24 protein-coding genes and 1 pseudogene are annotated in these 25,131 nt (G+C 68.0%); 8 read left to right on the forward strand and 17 right to left on the reverse strand.

Annotation, left to right across the window (positions count from 1 at the left end):
• Positions 1–16: 16 nt before the first annotated feature.
• The 3 genes from QFZ75_RS24155 to QFZ75_RS24165 form a co-directional block, all read right to left on the reverse strand.
• On the reverse strand, positions 17–856 hold the full coding sequence (locus QFZ75_RS24155) for a rhamnogalacturonan acetylesterase (protein WP_307540052.1): 840 nt from the start codon (positions 854–856) through the stop codon (positions 17–19).
• Positions 857–986: 130 nt separating this feature from the next.
• Positions 987–1,703 (reverse strand): hypothetical protein, encoded by a 717-nt coding sequence (locus QFZ75_RS24160; protein WP_307540053.1) that lies wholly within the window; start codon positions 1,701–1,703, stop codon positions 987–989.
• 101 nt (positions 1,704–1,804) lie between these two features.
• Positions 1,805–2,173, reverse strand: a complete 369-nt coding sequence (locus QFZ75_RS24165; RefSeq protein WP_307540055.1) for a VOC family protein — start codon at positions 2,171–2,173, stop codon at positions 1,805–1,807.
• Between the two features lie 63 nt (positions 2,174–2,236).
• Between QFZ75_RS24165 and QFZ75_RS24170 the strand changes: the two genes are divergently transcribed.
• A complete protein-coding gene (locus QFZ75_RS24170; RefSeq protein WP_307540056.1) occupies positions 2,237–2,692 on the forward strand; it encodes a MarR family winged helix-turn-helix transcriptional regulator in 456 nt (151 codons plus the stop codon).
• Positions 2,693–2,797: 105 nt separating this feature from the next.
• Here QFZ75_RS24170 and QFZ75_RS24175 read toward each other — a convergent pair whose 3' ends face one another.
• From QFZ75_RS24175 to QFZ75_RS24200, 6 genes are all read right to left on the reverse strand, one after another.
• Positions 2,798–3,199, reverse strand: coding sequence for a hypothetical protein (locus QFZ75_RS24175; protein ID WP_307540058.1), 402 nt, complete (start codon positions 3,197–3,199; stop codon positions 2,798–2,800).
• Positions 3,200–3,236: 37 nt separating this feature from the next.
• Entirely contained in the window at positions 3,237–3,551 is a 315-nt protein-coding gene (locus QFZ75_RS24180; protein ID WP_307540059.1) for a hypothetical protein, read from the reverse strand.
• Between the two features lie 693 nt (positions 3,552–4,244).
• Positions 4,245–5,042 carry a transposase family protein gene (locus QFZ75_RS24185; RefSeq protein WP_307540061.1) on the reverse strand — a complete coding sequence of 266 codons (798 nt, stop codon included), beginning with the start codon at positions 5,040–5,042 and terminating at the stop codon, positions 4,245–4,247.
• A 77-nt stretch (positions 5,043–5,119) separates the two neighbouring features.
• A complete protein-coding gene (locus QFZ75_RS24190; RefSeq protein WP_307540063.1) occupies positions 5,120–6,043 on the reverse strand; it encodes a dihydropteroate synthase in 924 nt (307 codons plus the stop codon).
• A gap of 135 nt (positions 6,044–6,178) precedes the next feature.
• Positions 6,179–6,358, reverse strand: coding sequence for a DUF397 domain-containing protein (locus tag QFZ75_RS24195; RefSeq protein WP_307540065.1), 180 nt, complete (start codon positions 6,356–6,358; stop codon positions 6,179–6,181).
• Entirely contained in the window at positions 6,358–7,203 is an 846-nt protein-coding gene (locus QFZ75_RS24200) for a helix-turn-helix transcriptional regulator (RefSeq protein ID WP_307540067.1), read from the reverse strand. Before QFZ75_RS24200 ends, QFZ75_RS24195 begins: the two co-directional genes overlap by 1 nt.
• Positions 7,204–7,405: 202 nt before the next feature.
• On the opposite strand from QFZ75_RS24200, the pseudogene QFZ75_RS24205 reads away from it, so the two are divergent.
• Positions 7,406–7,828: pseudogene (locus tag QFZ75_RS24205) on the forward strand (ATP-binding protein); the annotation flags it as partial.
• Between the two features lie 68 nt (positions 7,829–7,896).
• On the opposite strand, the gene QFZ75_RS24210 reads toward QFZ75_RS24205, so the two are convergent.
• The 4 genes from QFZ75_RS24210 to QFZ75_RS24225 all read right to left on the reverse strand — a co-directional run bounded on the left by QFZ75_RS24210 (position 7,897) and on the right by QFZ75_RS24225 (position 14,604).
• Complete coding sequence (locus QFZ75_RS24210; protein WP_307540070.1) at positions 7,897–8,670, reverse strand: transposase; 774 nt, start codon at positions 8,668–8,670, stop codon at positions 7,897–7,899.
• A 90-nt stretch (positions 8,671–8,760) separates the two neighbouring features.
• Positions 8,761–9,855: an HNH endonuclease signature motif containing protein gene (locus tag QFZ75_RS24215; RefSeq protein WP_307540072.1), complete on the reverse strand. Its 1,095-nt coding sequence runs from the start codon at positions 9,853–9,855 to the stop codon at positions 8,761–8,763.
• Positions 9,856–10,301: 446 nt separating this feature from the next.
• Positions 10,302–13,442, reverse strand: a complete 3,141-nt coding sequence (locus QFZ75_RS24220) for a DUF3427 domain-containing protein (RefSeq protein ID WP_307540073.1) — start codon at positions 13,440–13,442, stop codon at positions 10,302–10,304.
• 145 nt (positions 13,443–13,587) lie between these two features.
• Entirely contained in the window at positions 13,588–14,604 is a 1,017-nt protein-coding gene (locus tag QFZ75_RS24225) for an SEC-C domain-containing protein (RefSeq protein WP_307540074.1), read from the reverse strand.
• A 173-nt stretch (positions 14,605–14,777) separates the two neighbouring features.
• Here QFZ75_RS24225 and QFZ75_RS24230 point away from each other — a divergent pair, with 173 nt between their 5' ends.
• The 3 genes from QFZ75_RS24230 to QFZ75_RS24240 all read left to right on the forward strand — a co-directional run bounded on the left by QFZ75_RS24230 (position 14,778) and on the right by QFZ75_RS24240 (position 17,028).
• On the forward strand, positions 14,778–15,092 hold the full coding sequence (locus tag QFZ75_RS24230; RefSeq protein WP_307540076.1) for a DUF6412 domain-containing protein: 315 nt from the start codon (positions 14,778–14,780) through the stop codon (positions 15,090–15,092).
• 157 nt (positions 15,093–15,249) lie between these two features.
• A complete protein-coding gene (locus QFZ75_RS24235; RefSeq protein WP_307540078.1) occupies positions 15,250–16,026 on the forward strand; it encodes a YidC/Oxa1 family membrane protein insertase in 777 nt (258 codons plus the stop codon).
• 144 nt (positions 16,027–16,170) lie between these two features.
• Entirely contained in the window at positions 16,171–17,028 is an 858-nt protein-coding gene (locus QFZ75_RS24240) for a fumarylacetoacetate hydrolase family protein (RefSeq protein ID WP_307540080.1), read from the forward strand.
• Positions 17,029–17,303: 275 nt separating this feature from the next.
• On the opposite strand, the gene QFZ75_RS24245 is transcribed toward QFZ75_RS24240, so the two are convergent.
• Both QFZ75_RS24245 and QFZ75_RS24250 read right to left on the reverse strand, forming a co-directional pair.
• On the reverse strand, positions 17,304–18,950 hold the full coding sequence (locus QFZ75_RS24245; protein ID WP_307540082.1) for a peptidoglycan-binding protein: 1,647 nt from the start codon (positions 18,948–18,950) through the stop codon (positions 17,304–17,306).
• A 295-nt stretch (positions 18,951–19,245) separates the two neighbouring features.
• A complete protein-coding gene (locus QFZ75_RS24250; RefSeq protein WP_307540085.1) occupies positions 19,246–19,692 on the reverse strand; it encodes a peptidoglycan-binding protein in 447 nt (148 codons plus the stop codon).
• A gap of 267 nt (positions 19,693–19,959) precedes the next feature.
• Here QFZ75_RS24250 and QFZ75_RS24255 point away from each other — a divergent pair, with 267 nt between their 5' ends.
• Together QFZ75_RS24255 and QFZ75_RS24260 are read left to right on the forward strand one after the other, a co-directional pair.
• Positions 19,960–20,913 carry a peptidoglycan-binding protein gene (locus QFZ75_RS24255; protein WP_307540086.1) on the forward strand — a complete coding sequence of 318 codons (954 nt, stop codon included), beginning with the start codon at positions 19,960–19,962 and terminating at the stop codon, positions 20,911–20,913.
• Positions 20,910–21,923, forward strand: a complete 1,014-nt coding sequence (locus tag QFZ75_RS24260; RefSeq protein WP_307540087.1) for a DUF2690 domain-containing protein — start codon at positions 20,910–20,912, stop codon at positions 21,921–21,923. Before QFZ75_RS24255 ends, QFZ75_RS24260 begins: the two co-directional genes overlap by 4 nt.
• Positions 21,924–21,971: 48 nt before the next feature.
• Here QFZ75_RS24260 and QFZ75_RS24265 read toward each other — a convergent pair whose 3' ends face one another.
• On the reverse strand, positions 21,972–22,445 hold the full coding sequence (locus QFZ75_RS24265) for a heme-degrading domain-containing protein (protein WP_307540088.1): 474 nt from the start codon (positions 22,443–22,445) through the stop codon (positions 21,972–21,974).
• The gene (locus QFZ75_RS24270) at positions 22,442–23,548 is read right to left on the reverse strand and encodes a Gfo/Idh/MocA family oxidoreductase (protein WP_307540090.1); all 1,107 of its coding nucleotides are present in this window, start codon (positions 23,546–23,548) and stop codon (positions 22,442–22,444) included. The genes QFZ75_RS24265 and QFZ75_RS24270 overlap by 4 nt, the downstream gene beginning before the upstream one ends.
• Positions 23,549–23,614: 66 nt before the next feature.
• On the opposite strand from QFZ75_RS24270, the gene QFZ75_RS24275 reads away from it, so the two are divergent.
• Positions 23,615–24,913, forward strand: a complete 1,299-nt coding sequence (locus tag QFZ75_RS24275) for an ROK family protein (RefSeq protein ID WP_373465934.1) — start codon at positions 23,615–23,617, stop codon at positions 24,911–24,913.
• The last annotated feature ends 218 nt before the right edge of the window (positions 24,914–25,131 follow it).

The raw sequence follows: 25,131 nt of genomic DNA on the forward strand, positions 1-25,131 counted from the left end.
AACCAACCAGCCTCCCTCACCGGACCCCGGCCCGGACCCCCGGCACCACCTCGCCCGACACCGGCAGCCCCAGCCCCGCCACGGCCCGCGCGACCAGCCGGGCCATCTCGACGGCACCCCGCTCCTGGAAGTGGGTGTTGTCCTGGACCCCGCCGGGGAAGTTCGGGTACTGCCCCGCGTTCAGCCACAGGAAGATCCCCTTGGAGGCCTCGACGCCGATCCCGTCGAGGTAGGCCCGGCTGGCCGCCGCCAGGTCGACCAGCGCAGCCCCCTCCTCCTGCGCGACTGCCTTCGCGGCGTCCACGTACGCGGGGAAGGAGACGTTGAACTTCCCGGTGGTCGCGTTGTAGGAGCGGCGCGAGACGGGCGTGACGACGACCGGTGTCGCCCCGCGCGCCCGGGTCGCCCGGATGTAGTCGTTGCGGAGGTACTCCTTGTAGTCGGCGAGGGAGGTGTACCGCTCCGCGTTGCCGACGGTGGCGTCGTTGTGCCCGAACTGCACGAACAGGTAGTCACCGGCCTTGATCACCTGGTGGATCGCGGCCAGCCGCCCCTGCTCGATGAAGGAGCGCGAGCTGCGCCCGCCGATGGCGCGGTTGGCGACGGTGATGTTCGAGGTGAAGTATCCGGACAGTTTCTGTCCCCATCCGGCCTGGGGGTAGTAACCGGAGCTGTAGGTCTGCGCGGTGGAGTCACTGGCGATGTAGACGGTCCCGGTCGCGGCGACGCCTCCAGGGACACCGGCGGCACTGGCGGTACCGGGCAGGCCCAGGGCGCCGAGGACCCCGGCGCCGCCCGCACCCGCGGCACCGATCAGGAACCGCCTACGACTGCCCACACTGGTGTTACGGCTCATCTGCCCACCCTCGTCACGGAGTTGAGGAGCTGTCGCAGAGCGGTGGCAGCCGCGGGCGGAAAGGTTGCCGGGCGGGCGCGGCCTCCTCACGGCAAGGCGCCGCCCCTCTCACGGCCGGGCGCCGGCCCCCTCACGGACGGGCGTCGGCCAGCCAGGTGCGCCAGACGCGCCGGCTGTTGGGCAGCTCGGGCCGGTCGAGCATCCACAGCACGTACCCGGCGTGCAACCGGGCCCAGGGGTTCTCCGAACGCCGGGCCGCCTCCAGCCGTACGCGCAGGGGAGGCCCGTCGAGAACCCGGGCCACCCGCACGTACTCGCGGTCCTTGCAGCGGTAGGCCCGCCGCACGACGATCTCCACGAGGTCGATCAGCTTGGCCCGGGCCACCGGATCCCGCCCGACGGAGTCCACGGCCAGATCCCGGACGAGCCCCTGCTTCGTCCCCCAGGCCTTGGCGGTGAGGGTCCACTCGTACGGGAACCGGGCCTCCCACTCCAGGAAGAGCAGGGCGTAGGGCAGCCCCGGCCACTTCGCGATGTCCTCGCAGTCCCACCGGTCCCACAGACCGTCGGGCAGGGAGGAACCCCGGATCCGCAGGTGCTCCTCGTGGGCCAGCCGCAGGGCCGGAACCCCGTACGGTTCCCGCACCCCCTGCTCCTGCAACGCCAGCAAGGTCGCGTTGAACCGCTCGACGGCCTCGTCCGTGGCTTTCCTGGCGGCGGCCAGCCGATCCAGTGCGGCGGCCCGCTCGCCGGGATCCTTCGAGATCAGCCCGTACGCCCAGGCCAACCGCTCGTCCCATGCCCGGGCGTCGTCCCCGTCCGTCCCGCGCCCTGTCTCATGCCCCATGCACCAGATCATCCCCGAGCACACCGTTCCTAGCCCTCCGGGTACCTGTACAGGAGGGGAACGTCGTCGGGGCGGCGGGGCGGGAGACGGCGTACGGCCGGTCAGGTGCGGTCGTGCAGGGTGATCCGGTAGCCGTCGGGGTCGGCGAAGGTGAAGGTCCGGCCGAAGGGGCCGTCGACCGGCGCGGAGACGATGGTGTGGCCGTCGGCGGCGAGGGCGTCGTGGATGGCCTGGACGTCCGTGGCGTGGAGCCAGATCGCGGCACCGATGCCGGGCTGGGCGACGGATGCGAGATCGGTGCCGGGAACGAGGTCGCGCAGTGCGAACGCGATCGGCTTCGTCTCGAAGACGACGGCGTGCGGAGGTCCGGCCTGCGAGCGGACGAGGCCCAGGTACTGCTCGTAGAACGCCTGCGAGGCGTCGAGGTCGCGGGCCTGGAGCGAGATGAAGTCGGGGCCGGTGGCGGGCATGGCGGTGCTCCTTCTTTTCGTGTCAGCTTTCTGACACAGGTCAACCTATGTCAGAATCCTGACATGAATCAAGAGGGTGTCGACCTGAAGACGTCACTGGGCTACCTGCTGAAAGAGGCGTCGAGCGCTCTGCGCGTGGCCATGGAGGAGGTGCTGCGGCCGCTCGGGATGAGCGTGACGCACTACTCCTGCCTCGAACTGCTGTCCCAGCGGCCGGGCTTGTCGAACTCCGAGCTCGCGCGGGGCGCGTTCGTGACGCGGCAGTCGATGAACGTGCTGCTCCAGAACCTGGAACGAGAGGGCTACGTGACCAGACCCGCACAGGCACCCGTCGGGAAGGTCCTTCCCACGCAGCTCACACCCCGCGGCCGGCAGAGCCTGGAGCAGGCGACCGCGGCGGTCCGGTCCGTCGAGCTCAGAATGCTGGCCGGCCTGACCGAGGCCGACCGGTCGCACGCGCTCCGGACCCTGCGAAGCATGATCCACTCCCTACGCGACGGCAGTGACGGCGGCGCATAGCCCGTTCCCGATCCCCGGCGCACGTCTCGTCGCGCCCCGGCGGGAGCGCGGACGCCGCCGCCCTCGTCGACGAGACCGGCGGCGTCAAAGAGCGGTCCGCCCCCCTCAGCAGCGCCGCAGACCGTGCGCGGTCGGATCGGCTTCGAATGAACCCGTCGTGCCCACCCAGTCCGCCGGAACGTATCCCCACTCGTCGTAGTTGGGATGGGCCCAGTCGGCGGCGGTGTGGTACCAGATGGTGTTGCCGCCCCCGTGCAGTTCGCCACTGGTCCAGCAGTCGAACCAGCTGTAATTCGCCAACAACTGCCCCGTGACGGGGGCTTCATGGCAGGCACCCTTGCGCGTGATGACCGGTGAGTTGTTCCCGCACCACAACCGGTTGTCGCTCACCCGGACCACGCAGTCGTCGTCTGAGGCGGCACCGGCCGCAGGGGCGGCGATCACACCGCCCACCGTCAGAGCGAGGGCCGCCGTCCAGAGGGAGAGATGCTTACTGATCCCGGTCATGCACTTACCGTTTTCTCACTGGTTCTCGATCTCGGCCTCACATACCGTCCTGGCCGGTCGGCGGCCTAGTCGTGTCGGAGAGTTTCAGTTCGTCGGACATCCGGGTGACGATCGCGCCCCCGCTATTGCGCACCCAGAAGTCACTGGCCGCGTCGTCGTCGCTGCTGCGGAGCATGGAGTTCAGCTGGGTCCGGTCACCGGCCGGAATCTCGTAGGTGGGGCCGCGGTTCCACAGGTAGTCCAGCGCGATCAGGAGTTTGACCACGGAGGCCGACCGGAACTGCATGGCCGGATTCAGCTGCTCGGTGAACGTGCCGGTCTGCCGGTCGAAGACGGCGACTCCCGCCGTCACCCCCGCTGGCACCGTGACGGTGGCCGAGGCGCGCGGCGGGACGATGCGGTGTCCGCCGCCGCTGTTGCCGTTGCCGCTGACGGGCTCAGCAGGGCCGTGCGGGACACCCGCCCGTTGAGGTTGTTGCCGATCTTGGTGTACGCGTAGGTGAGACCGGCCCCGACCGGTTCGGACGTGTTCGCCCAGGTCGCCCCATCGTCGTCGGAACGGTCGAGGTACGTCGAGCGGTTGGTGGGGGCGTTCTCGATTCGGGCGAAGGAACCGCAGCCGCCGGCACACGACGTGGACTCCGGATAGAGCCCCTCGTTCGCATAGGTGCCGTAGCCCGCGCTGGCCGCGCCTGGCGTCCGCCCGGTCACCGGCAGCCACCCACTCACCGACAGCCGCTGAGCCGCCCCGGCGTGTCGGCGAAACGCGACTGCGCCCGCAAGCCCACCCTTGCAGCCCCACCAACCCGGCCCGCATCCCTACCTCCTGGGCCCCACCTTTCCGGGCCGCACGTTCGCTTCTGACCCGTGCTGGAGCGGGCCGGGTCAAGGGTGAAGTGCAATCGCCGCAGGCGACGGCCGCAGGCCGCCGTTTACGCGGCGCGCGGAAGCACGACACTGACGAAGAACCGGGCGGCCCCACGATACGTCCGAAGCTTGCGTACCGCGTACTAAAGCGTGTTACACAAGGCCGTGTTTGGGCAGGTCAGGTCCTGTGATCACAGTCTTCTGGTCGTGATGCGAGGGCGAGGTTGTGTATGTGGGCGACGGCCTGGACGGCGTGGTAGAGGCCGTCGCCGTGCTGTCGGCAGTCGCGGAGGATCTTGTAGTTCTTCATGCGGCCGATGACATGTTCCACCCGGGCCCGCACAGTTCGGTGGTCCGCGTTGTCGGCCTCCTCGCCTGGCAGCAGCCCGCGTTGGGGGCGTTTGCGGTGCGGGGTGACCATGCCGCAGTTGAGGTAGGCGCCGTCGGCTAGCACGGTCACGTCCTGGCAGTGTTCGGCCAGTCCGGAGGCCCGCCAAGCATGCGCATCCGCGGTGGTGCCCGGCACCGGACGACCTGCCGCGATGACAAGCCGGGTATCCCCGTCCACGATGACCTGCACATTCGCCGAGAACCGGCAGTTGCGGCTGGACACCCCGACCTTGCGGTCGCGGACCGGGATCAGTGTGCCGTCCACGATCCACAACCGGTCCGCCGCATCGGCCGGGCGGGCCACGAGCTCCACTGCGAACAGCGGACCCAGCTTCTGAATCACCCGGCACACGGTCGAGGACGAGACACCGAAGAGCAGCCCGAGCTGTCGCATGGTCAGGTTCGTGCGGTAGTAAACCGCCACGATCAGGACCCGCTCAGCCAGCGGCAGAGCCCATGGCCGGCCCCGCAGGGTGCCGTTGCCACTCCGCTCCCGCACCGCCTTCAACAACCGCCCGAACTGCTCCCACCGCAGCCCCGTGAACGTCTCCACCCACACGCGTTCAGCCCTCAGCACCCCAGCCATACACCGGAGACGCCCAGTTCACGGCCTTGTGCAACATCCTTTAGAAACGGCAGCCAGGACCGAGTCACCTCGTTATATTAGTCGCTGTTATCTAGGCTAATTTTTTGAGGTTCGAGTGCCTGTAGAGTAGATAATGTCGCCCTGATTCTAGGAACTTCGTGAGTGCGATATATGCCAGTTCCTCCAAGGTGCGCTAACACCGCAAAAAAGCTTTCGGCGGTGCGAAATTCATCCTCGAAAAGATTGAATGCATGCGGTAAAGCGTGACAGATGGGGAGGCCAATGCGTCGCAATCGAAATGTATTTAGTAGGGCTCTGGCCTGATAGCGAGTGCGAACGTCAGCGGTTACAGACTTGTTATGGGAGAAGCCGATTCCAGGGTCGATGGCGATTCGATCGACTCCCATAGAGCGAGCGTGTTTCACGCGCTTGTCGAAGTAGTCAAGCATTCCTGGGATGGGATCTTCGTGTATGCTCTTTGCGCTCGCGTCTCGAGAGCTATTTCCTTCGATATAGCACAGGATGATCGTGGCCTGATGGTCGGCCACGATACGAAAAATTTCGTTGTCTGATGTTAACCCGCCGGTGTAATTCAGGATGAGCGCCCCCGCTTCCAAGGAAGATCTGGCAACGGTAGGGTCATAAGTCTCTATCGAAACAGTTATGCCTTGCGAAGCAAGTTCTCTTATGACTGGCACCAAGGCGGAAGTCTGTTCGTGCGTTGTGAATCGTACGGTGCGGGGGTTACTCGACTCGGCGCCGATGTCGACGATCTCTGCCCCCTGCGCCGTGAGAATGCGACCTCTTCGGATGGCAGATTGAGTTGAGGTTGAAATGCTCTCCCGATAGGTTGAGTCTTGCGAAAGATTGATGCACCCCATAATGACAGGGGTGGCGTCGACATCAATTTCCCGATCCTTTATTCGAAGCGGGTCGACAGGTAGAGAGAGGTCACTTTCGAATCGTCGAGCCAGATCGACTAAATCGATAAGAGAAATCATTTGACCACACTCTCAATGGGATGCAGGGAATGTACCACTGTGGATATCTGCTTGGTGAAATGTGAATCAATTTCCCAGAAATTCGCGCGTTGCCTTCTCGCCGTTGCGGCCGCACGCTCCTACCAGACCACAGTCTTACAGCGCCCGTACGAACGCCCGCCAAGTCTGGATGCGGACGGCCACAACAGGACCGTCGACACGCTTTGAGTCACGTACGCGCAAGCGGTCGGCCACGTGGTTGCACTCGACGCACTCGGTGCCGCTTCCGCCGCTGTACGAGGACTTGAACCAGCGGGACTCGGGCCGTATGTCCATCAGGACTCCTCGCTCATACGTTGAATCAGCGCCATGGATGCCTCGAGGTCGAGGGCCTGCGCGCGAAGGTACTGGAACGCCAACCTATAGCGCTCCAGTTCCTTGGGCTTCTCCATGAACAGCCCGCCGCCGAGGGTGTCCACATACACCACGTCCAGTTCGGGAGTCTGGCCTCCCAGAACGACGAAGCTGCCCACCGCTGCCGCGTGGGCACCGGTTGAGAACGGTAGGACCTGGATGGTCACGTGGGGGAGTTCCGTCGTGGCGAGAAGGTGCCGCAACTGTTCGCGCATCACCGTCTGCCCACCCACGCTGCGCCGGATCGCAGCCTCATCGATGACGCACCAGATATGTGGTGGCTCTGCGCGCTGTAGGAGTTCCTGCCGCTTCATGCGGATGTCCACCATGTGCTGTACCTCCCGCTCGGTGCACCGCATCTCGGAGGCTCGATGCACGGCTTCGGCATAGGCGCGGGTCTGAAGAAGCCCCGGGACGTACATGCAGGCGTAGTGGTCCTCGCGAGCCACCTCGTCCTCAAGTGTGAGCATGAGATTCATCGACTCGGGGATGGGGTCAGCCAGCGACCGCCACCAGCCCTGGATCTTGGCGTCCTTCGCCAGATCGACGAGGGCCAGACGCTCTTCATCTGAAACTGAGTACTCGCGGCAAAGGGCATCTACGGCCGGCCACTTGACCGACCCCTCCTTGGTCTCGTAGCGACTCAGAGTCGCCTTCGAGATGCCGACGCGTGCGCCCGCTTCCTCAAGTGTCAGGCCTTTGAGTTCGCGGAGACGACGCAGGTCGGCGCCCAACTGGCGCCTACGAGTGGTAGGTCCGACTGCCATGTTCAAGACCCTTCATGTTGATCTGCCAGATCGTCAAGGTTGGTCGACCGTGACGGCAAGGCGGCACGCGCCGGGGGCGCGCGGAACGGGCTGCGCTCCTGCAGGCAGGGGATGAGAGTTCCATTTTGAGAGTTCCAATGCAACTCTGTGTGTGTAGTTGACTGCACATCGCAACGCGAAGTTACGTCACAGGAGTTGAACGATGGACTGCACTGCCGGTTTGCTGAGGAAGCCCTGGGACCTGCTGTTCGTGACTGAGCCCGAGGAAGTCGCAGGGCTTCGTCGCGCCCTTCGGTCTCACCTAGAGCTGTGGGGCTTGCACGGCGTTACCGACACGGCCCAACTCTGTGTCAGCGAGCTCGTATCCAACGTCATCAGACATGTCGGCGTAGGTACCCCAACGAAACTCGCGGTCTCAATGAACGGCATGCGCCTACGCATCGAAGTCCACGACCCTGACACGCGAGCTCTTCCTACCCTTCTCGCCGCAGCCCCGGACTCCGAAGCGGGGCGTGGCATGGCGCTGATTAATCACCTCGCCGACTTGTGGGGTGTCCAGCTACGCGCCGACGTCAAAGTGACCTGGTGCGAACTGAGTACGGAACTGTCGGCCCGGACTGGTCATCAGCGGGCGCGCTAGATGGTGTCCCGTAAATCTCCCGGGACATGCTGGTTGACCTGCTTGTTTGCTCGTCATCCGGTGAGGGTGAGGTTGTGCAGGCGGGCGATGCCGAGCATGGCGTGGTGGACGCCGTGACCTCTGAGGCGGCAGTCTCGCAGGATCTTCCAGTTCTTCATGTGGGCGAAGGTGTGCTCGACGCGGGCGCGGACCTTGCGGTGGGAGGCGTTGTGCTCTTCCTTCCAGGCGGGCAGTTCTTCCTCCTTGTGCCTGCGGTAGTGCGGGATGGTCAGGCCGGTGCCGCGGTAGCCGCCGTCAGCGATCACTGTGGGGGTGGTGCCGACGGCGGTCTTCGCCCCGGAGTCCTCCCAGGCCCGGCAGTCGTTGCGGTTGCCGGGCAGCGGCCGGCCGACGGCCACGACCAGGCGGGAGTCGGCGTCGATGACGACCTGATGGTTGGTGGAGTAGCGGTAGTTCTTGCTGGAGGCGGCCACGGCCCGGTCGCGGGTGGGGACCAGCGTGCCGTCCACGATGAGCACGGTGTCCTTGCGGAACCGCCGTCGGGGCTGGAGGGCGAGAGCCGGTGAGAGGTGGTCGACGATGCGGTCGGCCGCGGACTTGGAGATGCCGAACAGCGGGGCGAGTTGGCGCAGGGTGAGGTTGGTGCGCCAGTACGCGGCCACCAGCAGCACCCGGTCCTCCAACGGAAGCGACCACGGCCGGCCCTTGCGGACCGGATCGGCCCCCTCACGCCGCAACGCGGTGATCAGCTTGTTGAACTGCCGCGGGCTCAGCCCGGTGAACGGAGCTATCCACGAGGGCTCTGACGCCGTGATCACACCAGCCACGGCAAGATTGTCTCATCTCTGACCAGCAGTTACGGGACAACCTCTAAGGGCGGTGCCGACTTCGAATGGGGGAAGGTATCGCATGCCGAATTATTGCCTCTCCAGGAAGTCCTGGTGGCGGGCGCGAGCTACTACCAACAGATCCCTCTGTAGAGCGCTCCGTTCTCTGCCTCGTGTTTTTAGGGCATGGCAGTTCGGGCAAAGAGCGATCATGAGTTCGGGGACGTCTTGCCCAGTACGTGCTAGGCCGTTGACGTGGTCGACTTCCAGGAGCGGTGCGCCAGAGTCCGTGCGATCGAGGGGATGTCCCATGCAGGAAGGGTTTTCACAGTGGCCATTACTGCGGAGTATCACGGCTTCCCGGGCAGCGGGCGAGCGCAAGTAGCGTTCCATCTGGACCAGCTTTGAGCTGCGGGTTCGACCGGATGCCGTCCGATGAGCGGCTGCGGTGAGCTGCTCGTATCTCTGCCGGGCGCTTATTCGCTCCGACTTCGGGGGCAGGGCCACCTCTGCGGGAATGACGTCGATGGAGTCGTCATGGAGCTGCCCGTCATCCTGGTTCAGAGCCTCGATGACTTCCCGGGGCCAGGTGTCTGATATCGGCGAAGGGACAGGCGCCAGTATCCAAACGAACTCGCGTCGCTGCAGGCCGTCTTGTCCGCAGCCCCAACGTCGGCGGCGTTGGACGATGACGGTCCAGGTCTCGAACGTCCAGCGCCCGCGGTGCGGCTTATGCCAGTACCGTAGGGCCTTCCGTCGTTCCTGATATTTCGCCATTGCGCGATTGCCTGAGGACAGAGTCTGGTGCCCAGATAGGCCGTCGCCGGTGTAGGCGATCCAGTCCATCCCTGGGATTCTTTGGTCAGCGTACGGACCTTTGTCATCCGAATAAACGGTGAGGAGGCCATCTGCGAGGGGGGTGATCCCAAGTACGCGATTCCCGCCATAGACGTCGGCGACGGCGCCGCGATGCTGGTACTGCTCTCCAGGAAGAGGGCGCAAATAGGACGCAATCGGTCCGACCGTCAACTCTTCAAGGTGTAGAACTTCCAGCAGCCGTGCAGGTATGGGGTCGAAGAACCGCACGACGAGGTTTCCCACGACCCACGCTGCAAATTCAAGGTCTTCGGCCAGACGGTCGTAATCCTGCTTTGGCAACCCGGCAAGAGGGTTCACGTCATCCAAGGCGGACAGTGTCGGGCGTCGCCCCTGACTTGTTAGGGGAAGGTCAGCGGACTCTGCCACCTCCCACAATGCGTTTCGCTGCAGGGCCCAGAACGGGTACAGCACAGCTTGGTGACCGTTGGTTGCTCCGGCGAACTCGCTGAGTAGTGGGCCCACAGCATGTTTGACCACCGACCAAGGCTGTTCGCGTGGGTGCCCATGTACGGCCTGGGCGATGGCCCATAGGAGCAGGAGCGGACGATGCAGCGATTGGCCTGTAGTCCGCTGAGCAGGTTGCACCTTACCTATGCGCCCGATCAGGTCCCTTGCGTTGGTCACTTGGCCACCCCAGTCCTCTAGCGTCACTAGTAGGACTATCTGACCAGATGGCACTGACACTGTTCAATTTTATTAGGGACGTGGCCAAATCTGTCTTGATCGTGGCGCTATGTCACAGATCGAAGGCATCACCCCGCTGCGATAGCCGAGTACGTCCACACGTCCGCCGGAAGCTCATGATCGAGGCGCCAGGTGATGGCCATCGGCTTGCTGCCCGTGTGCTCCACGTACGATGCCGGGCCCAGGAGCATCCAGGGCTGGGATTTGCCGATGTCGTTGTTCTTATAGCGGCGCATGAACAGCAGGACGTGGCTGCCTTGCTGTGTGTGTCGCTGGTAGCGCAGGCCGGTCGGTGAGTTCTCTGCGGTCGCGTTCTGTGATTCCCAGTGCAAGAGAGTGGGGCTTTGTGCGTAGTCCTTGTAGCGGATCGTGGGGGAGAAGTCCTTTTCGTTCTTGTCCAGCGTGATCAACAGGGCATCGGTCTGGAGGTCGTCGACCCATTGGACGCCCTGGGCGAAGGACCTGGGCAACTGTCCGCCCAAACGGGCCACGCCGAGAGCGGCCAGGATTTCGGAACGGTTGTAGCTGCTGTGGACCTTCAGGGGCACGTGGCGGTGTGGGCCCGAGAGGGGGATCGGGAGGTGGTCCGAGCGGTCGATGACGTAGGTCAATACCTGCCGGAGTTCATCGCGGAACACGTGTTGGGAGCGCAGTGATTCAAGGCCTTGCTGGAAGCTGGTGAAACCTCCGGCGTTGTCCCACAGATTGAAGAAGAGCATGTGGGCATACGTCTGGTCGGTGGGAGACAAAGATTCGTATGTAGGAGCGTCGTCCGCGAGTAGGCGGAGGTAGGCGCCGGCGCGTTCGGGGTCGTCGACGTGCAGGAACGCGTGCACGCGCTTGAGGAGTGCCGCCTCCCCTGCTGGCGCGGAGCCTTTGATGAGGTCGGCCCTGCGCAGGACAGTCGTCCAGGAGTTGTCGCTCTTGTAGAGTTCCTTGATCTCCCGGCGGCTTTCGCGGAGATAGTCCGCAAGCCGCGGTGTGTTGTATGCCTTCGCCTCGATTGCCAACGTTTTGATCGTGGCGCCCAGTTGCGTACGGATGTTATCGAGGACGAGGTCCTTGGACTTTCCTTCCAGGATGATCTGGCACCCAGAGGGGAGTTGGGGGAAGTCTCGCTCGATGTGGTCTACGAGTCGGTTCCGCGTGAGGTTCGTCAGAGCCCGGAACTGTTCCTCGAAGCGGAACTCCGCTCGGTGCTGGCCAATGAAGTCCAGAACGGTGAGTACTGGTTTCGTCTGCGTGCGGCGTAGTCCCCGGCCCAACTGCTGGAGGAAGACCGTGGCACTGCTCGTAGGGCGCAGAAGCAGAAGGGTGTCGACGTCCGGAATGTCGAGCCCTTCGTTGAACAAGTCGACCGAGAAGATCACCTGCAGCTTGCCATCACGTAGGTCAGCCAGCGCCTGTGCACGTACTTCAGCGGGCGAGTCACTGTCGAGCGCTACAGCCTGGAGCCCTGCCGTACGGAAATAGTCAGCCATGAAGTGAGCGTGAGCCTTGGTCACGCAGAAGCCCAAGGCTCGCATAGCTCCTGGGGTCGGAATCTTGTCCTGAACTTGCTTGACCACGATGCGGGCACGGGCGTGATGGCCCGTGTAGAGGTTGCCGAGCTCCCGTTCCGCGTATGTACCCTTCTGCCACCCGAGAGAGGTCAGGTCTGTGCCGTCCGGGATGCCGAAATAGTGGAAGGGACACAGCAAGTCGTTCTCAAGCGCTTCCCACAGCCGCATCTCTGCTGCGATGCGGCCCTCAAAGAACTCATCCTGGACGTTTTGCCCGTCCATCCGCTCGGGTGTGGCGGTGAGGCCGAGCAGTTCCTTCGGCTTGAAGTGGTCAAGGATTCGACGGTACGTCGCAGCCGTGGCGTGGTGGAACTCATCGATGACGATGACGTCGAAGTGGTCGGGGGCGAGCCGTTCTAGTCGCTCAATCCTCAGTGATTGGACACTGGCAAAGACATGGTTCCAGTCTCTCGGTTCCTGGCCGCTATGCAGCAACTCTCCAAAAGAGGCGTCGTCTAGTACCTCGCGGTACGTACGCAGCGACTGCCGCAGGATTTCCTTACGGTGGGCGACGAACAGCAGCCGTGGCTTTCCGGTGTCAAGCTTTTTGCTCAGATCCCGGTAGTCCAGGGCCGCCATCACTGTTTTACCTGTACCGGTGGCTGCGACGAGGAGGTTGCGGTGTCGGTCGCGGAGCTCGCGCTCGATGGTGAGGCGTTCCAACATGTCCTGCTGGTGCGGGAAGGCACGTACTTCGAGTCCGGAGAGGTTGATCTTCAAGTCGGAGGCGGAACCGGTGCCACCTGCTTGGGCCAAAGCTCGATCAAGTCGCTCTCCGTCATCGTCGGGATCGTAGGACTCGAAGGCGATGTCGTTCCAGTACGCGTCGAAAGTCGCTTCGAACTTGTTGATGACCGCGGGCGTCGCTACCGACGACAGGCGTACGTTCCATTCCAAGCCGTCGAGTAGCGCAGCTTTGGACAAATTCGAGCTGCCGACGTACGCGGTGTCGAAGCCGCTGTTGCGTCGGAACAACCATGCCTTCGCGTGGAGCCGCGTGGACCGGATCTCGTAATTGACCTTCACCTCGGCACCGAAGTCACGGACGAGGCGGTCGAGCGCAAGCCGATCGGTGGCACCGATGTAGGTCGTCGTGATGACACGGATCGGCACGCCCCGCTCCTTCGCGGCGCGCAACGAGTCTTCCAGCACGCGGATGCCGTACCACTTCACGAACGCACAAAGCAGGTCAACGCGGTCCGCGGTGGCCAACTCGGCACGTAGCTCTGCACCCAAGCTGGGGTCATCCGAGGCGTTGGTGATGAGAGATGTCTCGGACAGAGGTGTGAGGGGGCGGATTGCGTAGACGCCGGGGGCTTCTTGTTCTGCGAGGGTCAGAAGCTGCCGTGGGCCTTCGACGATGGAGCCGACGGCCTCGGTTGGGTCCGGTGCGCTCTCAGCGAGTGACGCCAAGATCTGGTTCGCGGCAGCGACCTGTTTGTCGTGGGGCAGTTGACTCAGCCTGCGTGCGACAGTCTCAGCGATGTGGCGGGCAAGCACGTGCGGGGACGATTCCGCACTCACTTCCTTGTGGATGGCTTTCCAGCCCGAAGCTTCGAGCTGCTCTATCTGGCCGTGCAAGCTCTGAGTGATGAGTTGCTCGTACACACCCGCGACCGGTTGCGCCAGTCCCCCCGACTCTGCCACCCGATGCTCCCTCGATTGCACGTGTTGCTACGGCTCTGTTCCGATAGCAGTTTTAACAGCAGCCGCTGACAAGTAGCCGCTGACAATCGAGGGTGTTGCACCAAGGTGATCGTCTCTGTGCATGCTGGGCGATGGGGGACAGCCCTCAGGCATCGCTGCCGTGGCACTCCCCATATGCCCGCCCCGACCCGCACCAGCAAGCCGCCACCCGCTCCGGCGGCCACGCCACCGCCCTGCCCCGCGCCGCCAGTGTCGTCGCGTACTGGGGGAGCAGGGACGCGTCGGACGGGGAGGAGTTCTCCGAGGCCGCGAACGCCTCGTAGGAGGGGACCGTGCCCGTCACGATGCCCAGGTTCGGGGTGCCGGATGCCGACAGTTCCCGTAGCGAGGCCTCTATCGTCGCCAGGTGTTCCTCGTGGGACGGGTACTCCGTGGACAGGGACGGGTACGCCGTCAGGAGTTCGGTCAGTTCCGGGGCCGGCCAGTGCAGGACCGCCACCGGGAACGGGCGGGACAGCGCCTCGCGGTACGTGCCCAGTTCGGCGCGCAGGCGGGAGATCTCCGCCTCCAGTTCCGCCGGGTTGTCGGAGCCCAGCGACCACACGCGCTTGGGGTCGTGCAGCTCGTCCAGGGAGACCGGCGAGGAGTGGAGGGTGTCCGCGCGGCCGTCCCACTCGTCGTGGGGCAGGCCCAGCATGCGGCGTACGCGGTGGCGGCCGAAGAGGACCGGGCGGGTGGCGTACGGGGGCTCGGCGACGTCCGTCAGGAGGTGGACCGCCGCCTCCGTGAACGTCTCCTGCGCCGCTTCCAGCTCGTCGTGGGACTCCAGGGACTCGGCGACGATCACCCAGGGGGCCGGGTCGCGCGGTGCCGCCGCGCGGACGCCCTCGATGATTGCCCTGGCCTCCGCCTCGTGGCCGTACTCCCAGAGGTTGGCCGCCTTGAGGGCCCGGACGAGGAAGGGGTTCTCCAGCGGGATCGCGCTAGAGAGCAGGCGGTCGTAGAGAGAGGTGGCTCGCGGGCGGTCGTCGGCCAGTTCGAGGTGGGCCGCGGCCTGCACGAGCAGGTGTTCGGCGTCCTCGGGATACAGGCCGGCTGTCCGCTCCAGGCGTGCTGCTTCGGCGTTGTGGTCGACGTACTCGGCAGACGTGTCGGGGCGCATGGATGACACCGTACTGCCGACGGCCGACAGAGGTCAGGTAGGTGCAGGCCAGGGGTGAGATCGGCGCAGGCGTCGCAGGCGGCGCCTCATGCGCGCACTCGGATCCGTACGGCCCTTCCTGTATAACGGCATGAGGTCGTGGAGTGGATGCGAACAGGGAGGAGGGCAGCCGTATGACACGGAGCTGGGCGCAGCTGAAGCCCGCCGTCCTGCTGCTCGTCCTCGTCCTGCAGGTGGCGCTCCTCGACACGGGCAGCCTCTCCGGTGCCGTCGCCGTGACGTTCGCGGCGACCGCCGCGGCCGGGTCCGCGCTCGCCGCCTGCTCCCTGATCGCCTCACGGCTCGCGCCCGCCGTGCCGCGTACCCGGGTCCGTACGGCCCTGCGTGACCGTGCGCGGCGCACGGCGTTCCTGCCGCAGCGCGATCCCGACGCGCGGGGGCGCAGGCGTCCCCGGGCCCCGGGTCCGTCCCTCCCGACGGCCGCGTAGGGGTCCTCGCTCGGTAGCGCAGCGGTTGCTTCTTCTTCCTGCTTCCCCTCTGCCTTTCGTGGTGCCCCTCTCGTGGTCGTCGTGCCGGCGTACGTCTTCTCGCTTCGGTACGACGAGACCCTCGGAGGGCTCAACCGTGTCTGTTTTCTCTGACTTCATGTCCGCTTTCGCCAGTCTCGTGGAAGGGCTGGCCGGACTGCTCGAACCGCTCTTCCACGGCTCGGCCACGGCCGCCGCGATCGTCCTGTTCACCGCGTTCGTACGGCTCCTCGTGCATCCCCTGTCGCGTGCCTCGGCGCGGGGTCAGCGGGCGCGGGCCGCACTGCAGCCGAAGATCGCGGAACTGCGCAGGAAGCACGGGAAGAACCCCGAGAAGCTCCAGAAGGCCGTACTGGAGCTGCACGCCGCGGAGAAGGTGTCCCCGCTGTCCGGATGCCTGCCGAGCCTCTTCCAGCTGCCGGCCTTCTTCCTCCTCTACCACCTGTTCTCCAACGCCCGGATCGGCGACGGGGCGAACTCCCTGCTCGCCCACCAGCTCTTCGCGGCGCCGCTGGGGGAGCGGTGGGCGGACGCACTGGGCGACGGCGGGGTCCTCGGGGCGCAGGGGCTGGTGTACGCCGGGTTGTTCGTGATCGTCGCCGTCGTCGCGACCTTCAACTACCGGCGTACGAAGCGGGCGATGGCCGCCGGGACGGGGAACGGCGTGGCTGAGGGGAGTGGGTTCCAGAGCGGGCCGCAGCAGGTGCCGGGGCTCGGGGCCGTCACCAAGGTCATGCCGCTGATGTCCTTCTTCACCCTGCTCACGGTGGCCTTCGTGCCGCTGGCCGCCGCGCTGTACGTCGTGACCAGTACGACGTGGAGCGCGGTCGAGCGGGCGGCGCTGTACCGGGACATGCCGGGGGGAGCGCCTGTCACCGCCGCCGCGCTGGGCTGAGGCGCGGAGGTGCTGAGGCGCGGAGTGACGGTCCAGTACGTGAACCGGGTATTGCGGACTGGACGTCCGCCTTGGAGGATCGACCAGTCCTCCGATGGCTGCACCCGTCGGTCGGGCCGCCCGCGATCAGAGGAGATGGAGCTCATGAAGCTGCTGCGAGTCGGTACGGCCGGGGCCGAGCGTCCCGCGCTGCTCGATGCCGAGGGTGTGCTGCGGGACCTGTCCGGCGTCGTGCCGGACATCGACGGGGCGCTGCTCGCCGACGACGAGGCGCTCGGCCGGATCCGTACCGCCGCCGAGGCCGGGGAACTGCCCGCCCTCGACGCGGACGGGCTGCGGGTCGGGCCGCCCGTCGCCCGGATCGGCAAGGTCGTCTGCATCGGCCTCAACTACCACGACCACGCCAAGGAGACCGGGGCCGAGCCACCCGCCGAGCCGGTGATCTTCTTCAAGGCCGCGGACACCGTGGTCGGGCCGCACGACACGGTGCTCGTGCCGCGCGGCTCGGTGAAGACCGACTGGGAGGTCGAGCTGGCGGTCGTCATCGGGCGTACGGCGCGGTACCTCGCCTCGCGCGAGGAGGCGCTCGCGCATGTCGCCGGGTACGCGGTGGCGCACGACGTGTCCGAGCGGGAGTTCCAGATCGAGCGTGGGGGGACCTGGGACAAGGGGAAGAACTGCGAGACGTTCAACCCGCTGGGGCCGTGGCTGGTGACGGCGGACGAGATGGCCGATCCGCAGGCGCTCGGTCTGAAGCTGTGGGTGAACGGGGAGCTGCGGCAGGACGGCAGTACCGCCGACCAGATTTTCTCCGTCGCCGAGGTCGTGCGGTACGTGAGTCAGTTCATGACGCTCTATCCCGGGGATGTCATCAATACCGGGACGCCGGCGGGGGTGGCCATGGGGATGGCCGAGCCCAAGCCGTTCTTGCGGGCGGGGGATGTCGTGGAGCTGGAGGTCGAGGGGTTGGGGCGGCAGCGGCAGGTTTTCGGCTCGGCGTAGGCGTTCCACTGGGAGGGGTGAGGGGGCGCCGGGGGCTGGGGTGCGTTGTCGGGTGCGGGGGTGTCGTGGCTGGTCGCGCAGTTCCCCGCGCCCCTGGAAGCTAAAGGATTGCGTCGTTCCCCGCGCCCCTGGAAGCTAAAGGATTGCGTCGTTCCCCGCGCTCCTGAAAGCTAAAGGACTGCGCCGTTCCCCGCGCCCCCAGGAGCCGCGTTCCCCAGGAGCCGCGCCCCGAGGGGCCGTGTCTCTGAGGAGCCGCGCCCCCTGGGGGCGAGTGGTCAGCGGACTCTGATGAAGACCACGTCGTAGTTGCTGTTCGTGGCCCGGGATCTGATGTAGACGCCGTCGTTGCTGCCGTTGGGGTTGCCCGTGTTGCCCTCCACCGCCGTGAAGGACGTTCCGGAGATCGTGCGCACGATGCCTATGTGCTCGTTGCCGCCGGTGAAGTCGCTTCCGCCGTCCCAGTCGTAGGCCACGATGTCGCCCGGCTGCGGGCTGGTCGTCACCGACAGGTGGTAGTTGCCGGCCCGCGCCTGCTTGACCCAGCCCGAGACGTAGGAGTTGCGGTAGGAGCTGGCCCCGGTCTGCTTGGCGACCCAGCTCGTGAAGGTGGCGCACCAGGCGTAGTTGCTGGTGGAGAGCGAAAGACCCACGGCCGAGCCGTAACTGTTCGCGCGGGCGCTGCCCTCGGCCGTGCCGACCTCGGCCTCGGCCACGTCGAGGATCTTGCTGTAGCCGCCGCCGGGCGGGGGCGACGACGGCGGGGTGACCGCGCCGTACAGCGCCGCCTTGGTGTTCGGTCCCGCGTGGCCGTCGACCGACAGGCCCTTCTCGGCCTGGAAGTCCCTGACGGCGCTGTCGGTGAGCGCGCCGAAGTCGCCGTCGACGGCGAGATCGGCGCCGTGGTGGTTGAGCAGGCTCTGCAACTCCGTCACGCAGCCGCTGCGTTGCCCCTGCGCGATCTCGTTCGGGCAGGAGGCGGAGTTCAGGTTGACCGGCGCGGGTGCGCCGTTGCCGCCGCCACCGCCGATGTTCGCGTACAGGGCGGTCTTGGTGTTCGGGCCGACCGCGCCGTCGGCGGTCAGGCCGCTCGCGGACTGGAACGCCTTCACGGCCGCCAGGGTCGCCGGGCCGAAGCTGGCGTCGACGTCCAGGCTCTGGCCCTTGCCGTTCAGCAGGGACTGCAGCGTGGCGACGCAACCGCCGCTCTGCCCCTCCACGATGTTCTCCGGGCAGGACGACGACCTCAGGTCCAGGCCCGTCGACGGTGACTCGTCGGTGTCGTACAGCGCCCGCTTGGTGGCCGCGCCGACCTGGCCGTCGGCCGTGAGGCTGCGGGAGGACTGGAAGGAGCGGACGGCACTCGCCGTCCCGGCGCCGAAGTCACCGTCCACGTCGACGGCGTAGCCCTGGTGGCGCAGCAGCCGCTGGAGCTCGGTGACGCATCCGCCCTTGGCGCCCTGGACGATGTTCGCGGGGCAGGAGGCGGAGTTCAGGTTGACCGGGGCGGGCGCCGAGCCGCCGGTCGCGTACAGCTTGCTCTTGGTCGCGGAGCCCACCCGGCCGTCCACGGCGATGGCGGTGGCGGCCTGGTACTCACGGACCGCGTAGAGCGTGCCCGCCCCGAACTGGCCGTCCACCATCAGGCCGGCGCCGTGCGCGTTGAGCAGGTTCTGCAGCTCCGTGACGCAACCGCTCGTCTGGCCCTGCACGATCTCGGCGGGGCAGGACGCGGAGGTCAGTTTGATCGGGGCCGGTGCCGCCGCGGCCGGCTGGGCACCGAGCACGATGCCGGCCGAGACCATGGCCGCGGTGGCGGCGAAGGTCCCGATGCGCGTACGCCACCCCGCCCCGGTGCGGTGCGTGTCCCGACGTCGCGGGCTTTCGTCCTCTTCGGCGCGTACGGGGAATGCGAGTCTTCCCATGGTGGCGAGGTTCTCCTTCTGTCGGTGGGGCGTTGCCCGGCGCTTCGTCGTGCGGTGGGCCGGTGCGGGGCGCTTCGTCGGGTGACGGGCCGTGGTGCGAGGGACTGGGAGAGCTGCCGGGGAACGCACGACCCCGGTCCGTCCTCATTCCTCAAGGACGGACCGGGGTCGGTCACTCAACGGCCACCCGACGGCCACCCGACGGTCGGGCCAGTCGGCCCGGTCAGCCCCCCGACGGACCGGTCAGCCGAGTCGGCCCGGGTGGGTGGCCCGGGTGGGCGGTTCGGACGGACGGTCAGGCGGCGAAGCGCTTGAACGCCGCCTTGGTGCCCGCGCCGGCGACGCCGTCGATGGCGCCCGTGTAGCCGTAGTCGTCCTTCAGCAGGCGCTGCAGCGCCTTGATGGTGTTGGGGCCGGGGTCGCCGTCGATGTCGCCCGTGTAGCCCCAGTAGGTCGCGAGGCAGCGCTGGAAGGCCTTCCAGCTGTTGGTGCCGAGCTGACCGTCGATGCTGCCCGTGTAGCCCCAGTGGTACGCGAGGAAGTCCTGCACGTTCTTGGCCTCGGCCGTGGTCAGACCGAAGTTCTGCGTCGCGGCCGCGGCGGCGGGCTGTGCGACCGCCGCCGTGTGCGCGGTGGTCGCGGTCGCCGCGAAGCTGGTGCCCGCGGTCGCCACACTGCCGGCGGCGATGCCGGCAACGGCGATGAGGCCGACGATGGTCCTGCCCAGAGCGTTCGGTCGCATGCTTTCCTCTTTCGGTCGTGGGATCCGCACCTGTCCCCGGCCGGCGGGGAGCAGGTGGCGAGACCAAAGGTGCAGGGTGCCCGGGCGTCACGGCCACGGCTGCGGAACAGGTGGCGGCTGCTCGGGACGACCACCCCGCTGAGCTGCGACGACAGCGTCCCGAGGGACGGCTGTGTGGGACACCTGTGACAGATGTGGCGGGCTCATGCAGAATGCGCAGCAGCGGAGGGGGCCGCTGTTCACGCTGATGACCGCAATGGGAGAAACATGCCGCGCCACAAGGTGCTGCCCGCCGAACTCGATCCTTGTGCACGGCAGTTGGTGGAGCGGTTACGTCAGCTGAAGGATCACGGCGAGCTGACGATGCGACACCTCGCGGCGAAGACCGGTTACAGCGCCAAGTCGTGGGAGCGGTATCTGGGAGGCACGTCGCTGCCGCCCCGGGAGGCGGTGGAGGCGCTGGCCCGGATCGCCGGCGCCGATCCCGTCCCCCTGCTCGCGCTGCACGAGGTCGCCGCCGCCACCTGGGACAGCCGCCGCGGCAGGTCCGTCGTGCGGCCGCAGTCCGCGACCTTGCCGCAGTCCGCGACGTCACCGGCTCCTGTGACGTCACCGGCTCCTGTGACGTCGCCGACTTCCGCGACGTCATCGGCTTCCGCGACGTCGTTGACTCCTGTGACGTCATCGGCCTCCGTGACGTCGTCGGGCGAGACGTCGTCGGGCGCGGCGCCACCGGCCGCGATGCCGTCGGACGGACCGGTCGTGCTCATGGGGCCGTCCGACGCCGCCGGACCGGCGGCCCCCGGCCGTTTCCCGCACATCGCCCTCACGGCAGGCGTCGGCGCCCTGGCCGTGGCCCTCCTGGCGACGCTGCTGCTCGTGCTGCGCCTCGACGAGGACGTCAGTCCGGCGACCGTCGCCGCCACGCCTTCCACCGCCGAGGTCTCGCCGCCCTCCTACACCTGTCACCTCACCCGCGCCGACGGCCGCTGGTCGGCCGGCGTCAACAACGGCCGGAACACCGAGATCGTCTACGGCGCCACCGGTGCCGACGTCGCGGAGGCGCAGTGTCTGCTGCGCCGGGCGGGCATCTCACCCGGCGGGATCGACGGCATGTTCGGCCCGTTGACGCTGCGGGCCGTCAAGACGTTCCAGCGACGCGCGGGCCTGGTCGCCGACGGAATGCTGGGGCCGCGCTCCTGGAAGGCGCTGCGCGGATGACACAGGGCGTGCCCTCGGTGCCGGGTGCGCGACTTGCCGTCGTGCTCCAGCGGTTGAGGCGGCTCACCGGCCTGAGCCTGGCGCAGCTCGCGAACGCGACCACCTTCAGCAAGTCGTCCTGGGAGCGTTATCTCAACGGCAAGAGCCTGCCACCGCGCAGCGCGGTCAAAGAGCTGTGCCGTCTCGCCGGCGAATCCGCCGACCACCCGCTGGCGCTCCTGGACATCGCCCGGACCCACCGGACGGAGGAGAGCGGGCCGACGCGGGAGACTCCGGTCCGCCGGGGCGCCGGCACCCCGGCGGACGCGCCGGTCCCGGACCGGACCACGGCTCCGTCCGACGCCGGCGCGGGCGGGGCGGTCCCGGACGACGCCGACCCTGATGACGCCGACCCGGGCGGGACCGCCCCGGGGGGCGTCGGCCCCGCCGCCCCCATCCGTACCCGTACTCGTACCCGGGTCGGTGCCCGCGCGATCGGGCATCGGCGCGCGACCGTCCTCACCGCCCTCGCGTCGGTCTGTGCCGTGGTGCTGGGAACGCTCGTGCTCGTCAACCTTCCCCCCTCGCACCGCGAGGAGGCCGCACCGTCCCCCACGCCCACGTCCACACCCACTGCGGCCACCGGGCCGTTCTGTTGGCACACCGCCTGTCAGGACAAGGACCCGGTCGTGATGAAATGCGGCGCCGAGCCCCTGACGCTCGCCGAGCACGAGACCACCACGGGTGCCTGGATCCAGATCCGCTACAGCCTGGAGTGCGGGGCGGCCTGGGCCCGGATGTGGGGCGCGGTCGTGGGCGACCGCGTCGAGACCCGGGTGGAGGGCGAGGGCCGGGGCGGCTCCCGCCACGGTGCGCGGGTCACCAGCCGCGACGAGGCGGACACCTACGTCCACACCCTCATGAGCGTGGTGAGCCCCGGCACGTCGATGCGGGCGTGCTTCAGTCCCGCGGCGGGCGGCCCGAAGGAATGCTTCAGGACCCGCGCGGACCAGGCCCCCGCCACCCCTTGAGACAAAGGCCCTTGAGGACAAAAGCCCTTGAGGACAAAAGCCCTTGGGCTAGAGGTCCTTGAAGTGGGTCAGGGCCTCCACCACCAGGGCGTGGTCCTCCAGTTGGGGGAGGCCCGAGACCACCACCGTGCCGATCACGCCCACCCCCTCGACCGTGATCGGGAAGGCTCCGCCGTGGGCCGCGTACGTGTTCGGGTCCAGGCGGGACGACTCCTCGAACGTGATGTTCTTGGCGCGGAAACGGGTGCCCACCAGGAGCGACGAGGCGGCGTAGCGTTCGACGACCCGGCGTTTGCGGTCGATCCAGGCGTCGTTGTCCTGGGTCGAGCCGGGGAGCGCGGCGTGGAAGAGCTGCTGGCCCCCGCGGCGGATGTCGACGGCGACGGGCGCGTCGCGGTCGCGGGCCAGTTCGACGAGGAGCGTGCCGAGGCTCCACGCGTCGGCGTGGGTGAAGCGGGGGAGCGTCAAGCGGCGCTCCTGCTCCTCCAGTTCGGCGATGGTCGGTGCGTCGGGAGTACTCACAGGGTCACCGTCACCTTCTCGTGGGCCGAGCGGTGCGCGGCCTCCAGGACGTCCAGGGCGGCGGCCGCCTCCAGCGCGGTCACCGGGTTCTCGCCGGTACCGCGCAGCGCGTCGGCCACGGCCGCGTAGTACGCCGGGTACGCGCCCGGCACGGTCGGGACCGGGGTGCCGCCGCCGGTGAGAGGGGACTCGCCCGAGCCGGTCCGGCCCCACAGCTCCTCCGGCTCCACGCCCCATTCCTTCTCGCCGCCCGGCACCGGACGTCCGCCGTCGCGCAGGGTGGCCTCCTGGGGGTCGAGGCCGTACTTCACGTAACCGGCCTTCGAGCCCAGCGCGCGGAAGCGCGGGCCGAGCTGGGCCGTCGTCGCGGAGGCGTAGAGGTGAGAGCGGACGCCGTTCTCGTGCGTGATCGCGATGAACGTGTCGTCGTCGGCCGCCGCGCCCGTGCGCCGGACGTCCGACTCCGCGTACACCGCGGCCGCCGGGCCGAAGAGGACCAGCGCCTGGTCCACGACGTGGCTGCCGAGGTCGTACAGCAGACCTCCGATCTCCGCGGGGTCGCCGGACTCACGCCAGCCGCCCTTCAGTTCGGGGCGCCAGCGCTCGAAGCGGGACTCGAAGCGGTACACGTCACCGAGCCCGCCCTCGGCGATCAGCTTCTGGAGGGTCAGGAAGTCGTTGTCCCAGCGGCGGTTCTGGAAGACGGAGAGCAGCAGGCCGCGGTCCTCGGCGAGGGCGGCGAGCTCGCGCGCCTCGGCCGCCGTGCCCGCGATCGGCTTGTCCACGACGACCGGCAGGCCCGCCTCCAGGGCGGCCCGGGCGATCGGGACGTGCGTCTTGTTCGGGGACGCGATGACGATCAGGTCCAGCTCGCCGGCGCGCTGCCAGAGCTCGTCGGGGGCCGTCGCGAACCGTACGTCCGGGAACTCGTCCCGCGCCTGCCGTCGCCGGTCCGGGTTCGCCGTGACGACGGTGTCGAGGGTGAGGCCCTCGGTCGCGGCGATCAGTGGGGCGTGGAAGACGGAGCCCGCGAGGCCGTAGCCGACGAGGCCCACGCGGAAAGGGCCTTCGCGGCGGGGGGTGTCAGAGCCTGTGCCAGTCATGCCCTCCACTTAAACAACGCTGTTGCCAAAGTGCAAGCGCCGAGGACAATGGGGTTCGGAGAGCGGATGCGGACGGTGAGTGGTGCGGCCGGCGGTGAGCGGCGAGGAGGGTGCGAAGTGGCTGGGACGAACGCCACGGGGGCGAACGGGGGCGGAGGCGGCGGGGCGGCCGGCGGGCTGGTCACGGGGGCGGTCGGCGGGGTGAACCTGCTCGCGCTGCGCAGCCACAACGCGGCGCTGCTGCTCGACCTGCTCCGGCGGTCCGGCGGGGCGGGGATCAGCCGCCTCGAACTCGCCGAGCGTACGGGGCTGACTCCGCAGGCAGTCAGCAAGATCACCGCCCGTCTGCGGGAGGACGGCCTGGTGACCGAGGCGGGGCGGCGGGCCTCCACCGGGGGCAAGCCGCGGACCGCGCTGCGGCTGGTGCCGGAGGCCGGCCACGCGGTGGGGCTCCACCTCGACCGGGACGAACTGCGCGCGGTCCTGGTGGACCTCACCGGCACCGTCGTGGCGGAACGGCGGGCGGGGCTGGACCTGGGTGCCGGGGCGGAAGCCGTGCTGGGGGTGGTGGTGCGGGAGGTTCGGGCGGTGACCGAGGGGTTGCTGGTGAGTGGCCCGGGGTCCGATGGACCGGGCCGGGAGGCGGGGGGATCCCTTGCGGGGGAGTCCGCCGTCGCTGCCGGATCCGCCGGGTCCGCCGGGTCCGCCGTTCTGGGTGTCGGTGTCGCCATGCCGGGGCCGCTCGACCACACGCACGGCGTGCTGCACCGGGTGACCGGGTTCCCCGAGTGGGACGGGTTTCCGCTGCGGGACGCGCTCGCGCGCAGGCTCGACGTGCCCGTCGTGCTGGACAAGGACACGAACGCCGCCGCGCTGGGGCTGGCGGTCGGTGGCGAGGCCGGCGCCTTCGCGTACCTGCACCTCGGTACGGGGCTGGGGGCCGGGCTGGTGCTCGGCGGGGCCGTGCACCACGGGGCGCGTACCGGGGCGGGGGAGTTCGGGCACCAGGTCATCCAGCTGGACGGGCCGCCGTGCCCGTGCGGGAACCGGGGCTGCGTGGAGGCGCTGTGCCTCGCGGCGGTGGCCCGGGGTGACGTCGACGAGGCGGCCCGGGTGCTCGGCGAGGGCGCCGCGAACCTTGTCGGGCTGCTCGACATCGATCTGGTCCTGCTCGGTGGGCGTACGGTCGCCGCCGAGCCCGAGCGGTTCGTGCGGGGGGTCGGTGTCGTGCTCGACGCCCGGGCCCGGCGGGAAGGGGGGAGCAGTCCGGTGCCCGTACGGGTGGCCTCCGGCGGGGTGCGGGGGGTGGCCGAGGGGGCGGCCCAGTTGTTGTTGGCGCCGTTGTTCGGGCGGGCGCAGGGGTAGGGGCCCTGGCCCCGGGCCCGGTCTTCGCCCCAGCCCCAGCCCCGGCCCCGGCTTCGGTCTTTGCCCTGGGCCCGGGCCTGGGCGGCCTCCGGGCGGGCTGTCTGCTGCGGGTGTTCGTCTGTGGGTGTGTGGGGGCTGGTCGCGCGGTTCCCCGCGCCCCTGGGGGCTTCGGCCCCCCCCCCGGATGCGTTCCCGCCCTGACCCGACCGGGCGCACCC

Origin of the sequence: Streptomyces sp. V3I8 (assembly GCF_030817535.1) — a bacterium.
Lineage (GTDB): Bacteria > Actinomycetota > Actinomycetes > Streptomycetales > Streptomycetaceae > Streptomyces.

What these genes read in the sequence shown, in the direction of transcription:
- QFZ75_RS24200 (WP_307540067.1), bottom strand. Translation starts at nt 7,203, where the DNA reads ATGGCAGTCGGACCTACCACTCGTAGGCGCCAGTTGGGCGCCGACCTG.
- QFZ75_RS24270 (WP_307540090.1), bottom strand. Translation starts at nt 23,548, where the DNA reads ATGACTGGCACAGGCTCTGACACCCCCCGCCGCGAAGGCCCTTTCCGC.
- QFZ75_RS24275 (WP_373465934.1), top strand. Translation starts at nt 23,615, where the DNA reads ATGCGGACGGTGAGTGGTGCGGCCGGCGGTGAGCGGCGAGGAGGGTGC.
- QFZ75_RS24170 (WP_307540056.1), top strand. Translation starts at nt 2,237, where the DNA reads ATGAATCAAGAGGGTGTCGACCTGAAGACGTCACTGGGCTACCTGCTG.
- QFZ75_RS24190 (WP_307540063.1), bottom strand. Translation starts at nt 6,043, where the DNA reads ATGATTTCTCTTATCGATTTAGTCGATCTGGCTCGACGATTCGAAAGT.
- QFZ75_RS24255 (WP_307540086.1), top strand. Translation starts at nt 19,960, where the DNA reads ATGCCGCGCCACAAGGTGCTGCCCGCCGAACTCGATCCTTGTGCACGG.
- QFZ75_RS24195 (WP_307540065.1), bottom strand. Translation starts at nt 6,358, where the DNA reads ATGGACATACGGCCCGAGTCCCGCTGGTTCAAGTCCTCGTACAGCGGC.
- QFZ75_RS24250 (WP_307540085.1), bottom strand. Translation starts at nt 19,692, where the DNA reads ATGCGACCGAACGCTCTGGGCAGGACCATCGTCGGCCTCATCGCCGTT.
- QFZ75_RS24160 (WP_307540053.1), bottom strand. Translation starts at nt 1,703, where the DNA reads ATGGGGCATGAGACAGGGCGCGGGACGGACGGGGACGACGCCCGGGCA.
- QFZ75_RS24175 (WP_307540058.1), bottom strand. Translation starts at nt 3,199, where the DNA reads ATGACCGGGATCAGTAAGCATCTCTCCCTCTGGACGGCGGCCCTCGCT.
- QFZ75_RS24155 (WP_307540052.1), bottom strand. Translation starts at nt 856, where the DNA reads ATGAGCCGTAACACCAGTGTGGGCAGTCGTAGGCGGTTCCTGATCGGT.
- QFZ75_RS24235 (WP_307540078.1), top strand. Translation starts at nt 15,250, where the DNA reads ATGTCCGCTTTCGCCAGTCTCGTGGAAGGGCTGGCCGGACTGCTCGAA.
- QFZ75_RS24260 (WP_307540087.1), top strand. Translation starts at nt 20,910, where the DNA reads ATGACACAGGGCGTGCCCTCGGTGCCGGGTGCGCGACTTGCCGTCGTG.
- QFZ75_RS24230 (WP_307540076.1), top strand. Translation starts at nt 14,778, where the DNA reads ATGACACGGAGCTGGGCGCAGCTGAAGCCCGCCGTCCTGCTGCTCGTC.
- QFZ75_RS24165 (WP_307540055.1), bottom strand. Translation starts at nt 2,173, where the DNA reads ATGCCCGCCACCGGCCCCGACTTCATCTCGCTCCAGGCCCGCGACCTC.
- QFZ75_RS24185 (WP_307540061.1), bottom strand. Translation starts at nt 5,042, where the DNA reads ATGGCTGGGGTGCTGAGGGCTGAACGCGTGTGGGTGGAGACGTTCACG.
- QFZ75_RS24240 (WP_307540080.1), top strand. Translation starts at nt 16,171, where the DNA reads ATGAAGCTGCTGCGAGTCGGTACGGCCGGGGCCGAGCGTCCCGCGCTG.
- QFZ75_RS24225 (WP_307540074.1), bottom strand. Translation starts at nt 14,604, where the DNA reads ATGCGCCCCGACACGTCTGCCGAGTACGTCGACCACAACGCCGAAGCA.
- QFZ75_RS24245 (WP_307540082.1), bottom strand. Translation starts at nt 18,950, where the DNA reads ATGGGAAGACTCGCATTCCCCGTACGCGCCGAAGAGGACGAAAGCCCG.